Annotated in this window: 8 protein-coding genes and 1 pseudogene; 3 read left to right on the top strand and 6 right to left on the bottom strand. The window is 62.7% G+C overall.

The window, feature by feature from the left end; translation table 11 throughout:
• Positions 1-85 precede the first annotated feature (85 nt).
• From ptsN to lptC, 6 genes are all read right to left on the bottom strand, one after another.
• Positions 86-550, bottom strand: coding sequence for a PTS IIA-like nitrogen regulatory protein PtsN (ptsN, locus tag EOA60_RS12720; RefSeq protein ID WP_095823502.1), 465 nt, complete (start codon positions 548-550; stop codon positions 86-88).
• 60 nt (positions 551-610) lie between these two features.
• The gene (gene raiA, locus EOA60_RS12715) at positions 611-1,195 is read right to left on the bottom strand and encodes a ribosome-associated translation inhibitor RaiA (RefSeq protein WP_067004045.1); all 585 of its coding nucleotides are present in this window, start codon (positions 1,193-1,195) and stop codon (positions 611-613) included.
• Between the two features lie 313 nt (positions 1,196-1,508).
• The gene (rpoN, locus tag EOA60_RS12710; protein WP_095823503.1) at positions 1,509-3,038 is read right to left on the bottom strand and encodes an RNA polymerase factor sigma-54; all 1,530 of its coding nucleotides are present in this window, start codon (positions 3,036-3,038) and stop codon (positions 1,509-1,511) included.
• 189 nt (positions 3,039-3,227) lie between these two features.
• On the bottom strand, positions 3,228-4,046 hold the full coding sequence (gene lptB, locus EOA60_RS12705; RefSeq protein WP_067318880.1) for an LPS export ABC transporter ATP-binding protein: 819 nt from the start codon (positions 4,044-4,046) through the stop codon (positions 3,228-3,230).
• On the bottom strand, positions 4,046-4,663 hold the full coding sequence (locus EOA60_RS12700; protein WP_067004051.1) for an LptA/OstA family protein: 618 nt from the start codon (positions 4,661-4,663) through the stop codon (positions 4,046-4,048). Before EOA60_RS12700 ends, lptB begins: the two co-directional genes overlap by 1 nt.
• Positions 4,650-5,363: an LPS export ABC transporter periplasmic protein LptC gene (lptC, locus tag EOA60_RS12695; protein ID WP_067004053.1), complete on the bottom strand. Its 714-nt coding sequence runs from the start codon at positions 5,361-5,363 to the stop codon at positions 4,650-4,652. Before lptC ends, EOA60_RS12700 begins: the two co-directional genes overlap by 14 nt.
• A gap of 297 nt (positions 5,364-5,660) precedes the next feature.
• Here lptC and sppA point away from each other — a divergent pair, with 297 nt between their 5' ends.
• The 3 genes and pseudogenes from sppA to EOA60_RS38945 all read left to right on the top strand — a co-directional run.
• Complete coding sequence (sppA, locus tag EOA60_RS12690; protein WP_095823504.1) at positions 5,661-6,614, top strand: signal peptide peptidase SppA; 954 nt, start codon at positions 5,661-5,663, stop codon at positions 6,612-6,614.
• Between the two features lie 75 nt (positions 6,615-6,689).
• A complete protein-coding gene (locus EOA60_RS12685; RefSeq protein WP_027165368.1) occupies positions 6,690-6,974 on the top strand; it encodes an integration host factor subunit beta in 285 nt (94 codons plus the stop codon).
• Between the two features lie 60 nt (positions 6,975-7,034).
• Positions 7,035-7,152 (top strand): annotated as a pseudogene (locus tag EOA60_RS38945) (DUF1049 domain-containing protein); the annotation flags it as partial.

Below are 7,152 nucleotides of genomic sequence, written 5' to 3'. Positions count from 1 at the left end.
GAATTGGAAAGGGCCGCTCCCGGCGGCCCCTCAAGGTTTTATCCCAAAAACCGGATTTTATCCAAAGACCAGCTTCACCCAACCTTCAGGCCGCGTGCGAGGCCTGGGTATCCGACAGCAGCGCGTGGATCGCCACTGCGTCGCGCGTCCCCCTGATCTTGGCCACCGTATCGCCATCGCGCAGCATGCGCGCGATACGCGACAGCGCCTTAAGATGGTCGGCGCCGGCGCCTTCGGGCGCAAGCAGCAGAAACACCAGGTCGACCGGCTGGTCGTCGAGCGCCTCGAAATCGACCGGCGCCTCCAGCCGGGCGAACACGCCTGCGATCCGCTTGACCCCTGCGAGCTTGCCATGCGGAATGGCGATGCCGTTGCCGACGCCGGTGGAGCCCAGCCGCTCGCGTTGCAGGATGGTGTCGAACACTTCCCGCTCCGGAATGCCTGAAATCGCCGCCGCCCTCTCCGACAGCAATTGCAGAAGCTGTTTTTTGGAATTCGCCTTCAACGCCGGCATGATAGCCGGGACGCTGATGAGATCGCTGAGATCCATGCCTGAAAAATCCCTTGCTCGCCTACCGCGCCGGTCGTCCCCCTCGCGCGGCCGGCTTTCTTATCCCTGCGCGACTTTGGTGGTCGACGGATCGATCCAGCCGATGTTTCCATCCGGCCGGCGGTAGACAATATTGACGTGGTCGTTTCCGGCGTTGCGGAAGACGAAAACCGGGCTGTCCTTGGTATCGAGTTCGATGACGGCAGACGCCACCGACATGGTGCGAAGCGTCACGGTCGATTCGGCGACGATGGCCGGAGCGAAGTTCTCCGGGATTTCCTCTTCGTCGTCGGCGAGCGGCTCCATCACGGCGTAGGCGATGTCGGTGGATTCGCCGTTGCCGTTGCTGGAATTGTGCGACTTCAGCCGGCGCTTGTAGCGCCTGAGCCGCGTTTCGAGGCGATCGGCGGCCGCCTCGAAGGCAAGCGTGGGATCCTGGGCGTCCCCGGTCGCCTGCAGCGAGGCGCCGGAATCGAGGCGGATCATGCAATCGGCCGAGAAGCGCGATCCCGCTTTGATGACCGTTACATGTCCTGAAAAACCCCGATCGAAATATTTTTCAATCGCTTCGTTGACACGATCGTTGATGCGCGTACGGAACGCATCGCCGATGTCCATGTGTTTTCCCGAAATGCGCAGATTCATCTGAAAACTGACCTTCCCTGCTCAGGCTTCAAACTGTCCCAAGTTTATACCCGTGGTGCGCGCGCACAAGCTTTGCGGCGGCACGCGCGCCGATTTTAGACCCGAACTTTCCGGTTGATCACAAGTCGCCTTCTGGCCGTCCGAGGCCTTCGCTTTGACGGAGCCATTCGCGAGGCGGGCATCACGGCCCGGCTCATGCGGGCGGGCTTCTAGACACTTCATTGCAGCTTGTCAATGAAACACGAAAACTGTGAAAAATCGCCATTCCTCAGCTCGGACCAAACTAGGTCAGGCCCGATGAATATCAACTGCCCTATCGCCCGGCGTTGGCCAGCGCCCGCTTCTCCCGGCGCCGCTGCACCGATGAAGGAATGTTCATGCCTTCCCGGTATTTGGCGACCGTGCGGCGGGCGATGTCGACGCCGCTTTCCCGCAGCATGTCGACGATAGCGTCGTCGGAAAGCACGTCGGCGGGCTTTTCCTCGTCGATCAGCTGCTTGATGCGGTCACGCACGGCTTCCGACGAATGCGCTTCGCCGCCTTCCGCCGAGGCGATCGAAGCGGTGAAGAAATAGCGCAGCTCGAACACGCCGCGAGGCGTCAGCATGTATTTGTTGGCAGTGACGCGGCTCACCGTCGATTCATGCATGCCGATCGCGTCGGCCACCGTGCGCAGGTTGAGCGGCTTGAGATGCCGCACGCCATGGACGAGGAACGCGTCCTGCTGGCGCACGATTTCCGAAGCCACTTTCAGGATCGTCTTCGCCCGCTGGTCGAGGCTGCGCGTCAGCCAGTTGGCGTTCTGCAGGCATTCGGCCAGAAACTCCTTTTCCGCCTGGTCCTTGGCATGGCCGGAAACCCGGGCGAAATAGACATGATCGACCAAAACTCGCGGCAGCGTGTCGGCGTTGAGCTCCACCGCCCAGCTGCCGTCGGCAGCGGCCCGCACCTCGACGTCGGCAACGATGGCGTCGCTCGCGCCGCCCGAAAACGCGGTGCCGGGACGCGGATCGAGCGCCCGGATCTCGGCCAGCATGTCGAGAAGGTCTTCCTCGTCGACGCCGCAGATGCGTTTCAGCGTCTGGAAATCCCGCCGCGCCAGGAGTTCGAGATTAGCCACCAGGGCCTTCATCGCCGGATCGAGCCGGTCGCGTGCGGCAAGCTGCAGCGACAGGCATTCGGCGAGGTCGCGGGCAAACAGGCCGGCCGGCTCGAAGGTCTGGCAGACCGCGAGCGCTCGCGCGACCGCTCCCATGTCCGCCCCCAGCCGCGCGGCAATCTCTTCCAGATCGGCGCGCAGATAGCCCGCTTCGTCGAGGCTGTCGGCAAGCTCGCCGGCAATCAGGCGCTCGGCGGGTTTGGAGAAGGCAAGCGCGATCTGTTCGCCGACATGCTCGCGCAGCGTCACGATGGTCGCGGCCATCTCGCCGACGTCGAAGCCTTCCGACGAAGCGCTGCCGGCGCTGCCCGCGGATGCCGACTTCCACTGCGCGGTGAGATCCGGTCCGAGCTTTTCGCTGGTGCCGGGGTCGTCGGGAAACAGGTTCTCCAGCGAAGAGTCGAGCTTTTCCGAGATCGCCTCGGCGCTCCATTCCGTCTCGCTTTCGAACCAGTCGTCCCCGGCGGCGGATTCTGGAGCGGTCTCGCTCTTCTGCGGCTGGTCGCCGCCCGCATCGTCCTGCGGCTCGGCTCGCTCCAAGAGCGGATTGCGCTCGATTTCCTCGTCGATGAAGCGGTCGAGCTCGACATGGGTGAGCTGCAGCAGCCGGATCGACTGCATCAGTTGGGGCGTCATCACCAGCGACTGGGACTGTCTGAGCTGCAGTTTGGCCGCCAGCGCCATGGTTGGATTCAAACGCCTCGTCTACGCATCGAGCTGCCGTTTTTCGGTCGGGCATAGAAACTGGCCCGGCTTTTGCTTGTCAAGGAAAACGCTAGCAGAGACAGCTTACCGGAGCGTTATTCGCGGACAGAGCAGGCATAAAGCCGGAAAATTCAGCGAGAAATTGCCGCGGAACCGGAATTTTCGCGTCTAGAGCGTAAAACCCTCGCCGAGATAGAGCCGCCGCACATCGGCGTTGGCGACGATCTCGTCGGCGCGGCCATGCGTGAGCACCTGGCCGGCATGGATGATATAGGCGCGGTCGATCAGGCCGAGCGTCTCACGCACATTGTGGTCGGTGATCAGCACGCCGATGCCGCGCGCGGTCAGATGGCGGACGAGCTGCTGGATGTCGGCGACCGCGATCGGATCGATACCGGCGAAGGGCTCGTCGAGCAGCATATAGGCCGGCCGCGTCGCCAGCGCCCGCGCGATCTCGAGGCGGCGTCTTTCGCCGCCGGACAGCGACATCGACGGCGCCTTGCGCAGATGGCTGATGTGGAATTCCTCGAGCAGCTCGTCGAGCGTGCGCTCACGTTCCTTGCGGCTCTTTTCCACCACTTCCAGAACGGCGCGAATGTTCTGCTCGACGTTGAGGCCCCGGAAGATCGACGCTTCCTGCGGCAGATAGCCGATGCCGAGGCGGGCGCGCCGGTACATCGGCATCGAGGTGACGTCGAAGCCGTCGATCTCGATCGTGCCTTCGTCCACCGGCACGAGACCGGTGACCATGTAGAAACAGGTGGTCTTGCCGGCGCCGTTGGGCCCAAGCAGTCCGACGGCCTCGCCGGCCCGCACGCCGAGCGTCACGCCGCTCACCACCTTGCGGCCCTTATAGCTCTTGGTCAGGCCCTTGGCGATCAGGGTGCCCTTGAACTTTGCCTTGTCGGCGCCGATCGTCGCCGGCGCAGACGCTTTTGCGGCCGTCCGCCCCGGGAGGCGGGCCAGCAGCGACGATACGCCGACCATTAGTTGCTCGACGCTCCCTGCTGGGCCGTGCCCTTTTGGGGCGCGCCCTGCTTCTGCGGCGTAATCGACATGATGACCCGACCGCCGGTGCCGCAGCCGTCGACATTGGCAAGGCCGCTTTTCATCTGAACGGTGAGCTTGCAGCCCTTGAGCACGTTGTCGCCCTGCGAGAGCACGACTTCGCTGCCGGAAAGAACGAGCACCTGGGTCTTCATGTCGAACGTGCCCTTGTCGCCGGTGGCGATCTGGTCGTTCGATTTAATATAGACTTTGTTCTCGACCACGAGGTGGTCGATATTGGCTGCCCCGGTCATCGCCGATGCGCCCGCCGCCGCGCCCTTGGGAGCGTTTGGATCCTTGACGTAATAGACCGTCATCTTGCCGGCCTTGAGCAGCGTCGGCCCCTGATTGACGGTGACGTTGCCGCTGAAGATAGCCGCGCTGTCGGCCTGGCGGACCTCGAGCTTGTCGCTTTCGATCTGGATCGGCTGGTCGCCTGACAATTTCAGGCCGGACATCTGGCTGGTGCCGCCGGATTGGGCAAGCGCCGGCGCCGCCCCGAGCAACATGAAGAGAGAGGCCGCCGCTGCAAGCCTTGCCGAACTACTGCGACGCATTCTGCTCTCCGCCCTTTGCCTCTGCCGCCTTCAGACTTGCCGCGTCGATGTTGACGCGCACCCGGTTCTCGAAGACCACGACCTTGCCGTTTTCTTCCACCGACATCGAGTCGGCGGTGATGCGCGATCCGCCGCGGCTGACATCGACCGGATTGTCGGTCTTCATAGAGCCTTTGCCCATGTCTAGGAAGACCGATTTGAACTTGGCTTCCATGCCGTCGCTCGTCGTCACCAGGACATCGCTTGTGAGGTCCATCGTGTTGGCGTCGCGGTCGTAGATGCCATGCGCGGCGTTGACCGCCACCACATTGTCGCTCGCGACGGGCAGCTTGGCATTGATGCCTTCGAGGTCGATGATACCCTGCTTGCCGACATCCTGTGTCGCCCTGGTCGCCGTCAGCGAATAAGGCAGTTTCTGCTTGGTGAAGCCGTTGAGCTTGGGGTTGGCCATCACCAGCTTGCCGTCCGAAAACGCCGTGCCGTCGGCCTGCACCGAGATCGACACCGGCGCGGCGAGATAAGAATAGACCGGAAAGGCGATCGCAATTGCCGCCGCCAGCAGCGGCACGGCGAATTTCAACACGCGCACGCGGCGCGAATGCCGCTGCGCACGATCGAACGCATCGCCGCGCGTGCCGCTTTCGCCAGCGGCAGCCGATACCGTTTCGGCATCGCTCGTTTCGTCAGATCGCGCCAACATGACTATTTTCTAATGAGCCCTTGCCCCGCCAAACACCGCCTATAGGTGGTATGCCGGTCCCCGCAAGCAAGCACAAGCGGAGGAAAACTGCAAAAATGTGACGGCTACTACCGTACGACTAGGACGAATCCGGCTGCACTGCCAGCTCTTCATAGCAGATAGGAACGGGCTGCGTTAATTTTTCGTGAGGTCGTCGTGACCGCCGCGTTGCGCCAAGGGCCAGGGCGTCAGGAAACGGTAGCCCCGCGCGGATGGTTGCTTTAAAAGCGTCCTTTCCCACCGAATGTGAGGCTGACCATGGCAATGAGAGCCGACGACCTGATCGACCGCCGCCGCTTGCGCCGCAAGCTGACGTTCTGGCGCGTGACCGCGTTTGTGATTCTGGCGGCAGCGCTGATCGCGTTTTCGGCATGGATCTATGGTGACGATTTCACCGGTCAGGCGATCGACCACATCGCGAAGGTCAAGATTGAAGGCACCATCACCGAGGACGAGGAGCTGATCAAAAGACTGGAGACGATCCGCAAGTCCGCAACGGTGAAGGGCGTCATCCTGTCGATCGATTCGCCCGGAGGCACCACGGTCGGCGGCGAGTCGATCTATGAGGAAGTGCGCAAACTCGCCGCCGACAAGCCGGTGGTGGCCGAGGTCGGCACGCTGGCCGCGTCCGCCGGCTATATGATCGCAAGCGCGGCCGACCACATCGTCGCCCGCAAGACCTCGATCGTCGGATCGATCGGCGTGCTGATCCAGTATCCCGACGTGAGCGGCCTGATGGACAAGCTCGGCATCAAGCTCGAGGAAGTGAAGTCCTCGCCGCTCAAGGCTGCGCCCTCGCCGTTCAAGCCGACCAATGACGACGAGCGCGCCATGGTGCGCAAGCTCATCCTCGACAGCTATGACTGGTTCGTCGGCATTGTCGCCGAACGGCGCAAGATGACCCGCGAGCAGGCGCAGGCGCTGGCCGACGGTTCGATCTTCACCGGCCGCCAGGCGCTCGCCAATCACTTGGTTGATGCCGTTGGCGGCGAACCCGAGGCGATCAACTGGCTGGCGACCAAAGGCGTCGACAGCAAGCTCAAGGTCGTCGAATGGAAGAATACGGAGGGGCACGGCCTCCTGTTTTCGAGAAGCATGACCAAAGCCGTCGCCAACGCGCTCGGCCTGCCGGATGCCGGCGGCGACATCATTCACGAGCTTGGCGCCGACCGCTTGTTCCTTGACGGTCTCGTTTCGGTCTGGCACCCTTGACAACCATTGGGACGAACCAAATAAAGCAATAAAATCATCCTGATATTTGACCGCAGTGGTTTACGGGGAACGTTCATGATCAAGTCCGAGCTTGTGCAGATCATTGCCGCGCGCAACCCCCATCTTTTCCTCCGCGACGTTGAAAACATCGTCGGCGCGATCTTTGACGAGATCACCGACGCGCTCGCCGAAGGCAACAGGGTCGAGTTGCGCGGTTTCGGTGCCTTTTCGGTGAAAAACCGTCCTGCCCGCACCGGCCGCAACCCCCGCACCGGCGAATCCGTCGAGGTCGAGGAGAAGTGGGTGCCGTTCTTCAAGACCGGCAAGGAGTTGCGCGAAAGGCTGAACGGCGGCAAATAGGCGCCGCGCCGGCAGGTCGGAAACGACGTTTCGGCGCTTAAGCCACCTCCAGGAGATTTGATGTTCAATCGCGTCATGCTCGTCGTGGTCTTCGTGCCGCTGGCCGTCATCCTGATCGCGCTTGCCGTCGCCAACCGCGGCCTCGTCGCCTTCACGCTCGACCCGTTCCACCCCTGTC

Origin of the sequence: Mesorhizobium sp. M1A.F.Ca.IN.020.06.1.1 (genome assembly GCF_004023265.1) — a bacterium.
Lineage (GTDB): Bacteria > Pseudomonadota > Alphaproteobacteria > Rhizobiales > Rhizobiaceae > Mesorhizobium.
This window is presented reverse-complemented; position numbering and strand designations above follow the sequence as displayed.